1 tRNA gene and 1 rRNA gene are annotated in these 355 nt (G+C 51.8%); both read left to right on the top strand.

Going from position 1 to position 355, the window contains the following annotated elements:
- Positions 1–10: 10 nt before the first annotated feature.
- Positions 11–126 (top strand): 5S ribosomal RNA (gene rrf, locus DF216_RS10800).
- 105 nt (positions 127–231) lie between these two features.
- Positions 232–304, top strand: a tRNA-Val gene (locus DF216_RS10795).
- The last annotated feature ends 51 nt before the right edge of the window (positions 305–355 follow it).

Below are 355 nucleotides of genomic sequence, written 5' to 3'. Positions count from 1 at the left end.
TTACTCAGAGTTAAGTGACGATAGCCTAGGAGATACACCTGTACCCATGCCGAACACAGCAGTTAAGCCCTAGAACGCCGGAAGTAGTTGGGGGTTGCCCCCTGTGAGATATGGAAGTCGCTTAGCTCGAGGGAGTTTAGCTCAGTTGTAATTGAGAGGAAATCGAAATTACAATCGGCGGATGAGAGAAACGAAGTTTCTTACCGTTGGCTGAGCTAGACTCCGCCCTTTGGGAGTTTAGCTCAGCTGGGAGAGCATCTGCCTTACAAGCAGAGGGTCAGCGGTTCGATCCCGTTAACTCCCATAGGTCCCGTAGTGTAGCGGTTATCACGTCGCCCTGTCACGGCGAAGATCG

The organism is Streptococcus oralis (genome assembly GCF_004127215.1).
Taxonomy (GTDB): Bacteria; Bacillota; Bacilli; order Lactobacillales; family Streptococcaceae; genus Streptococcus; species Streptococcus oralis_BD.
The sequence above is the reverse complement of the archived record's forward strand: the minus strand, read 5'-3'. Positions and strand labels throughout refer to the sequence as shown.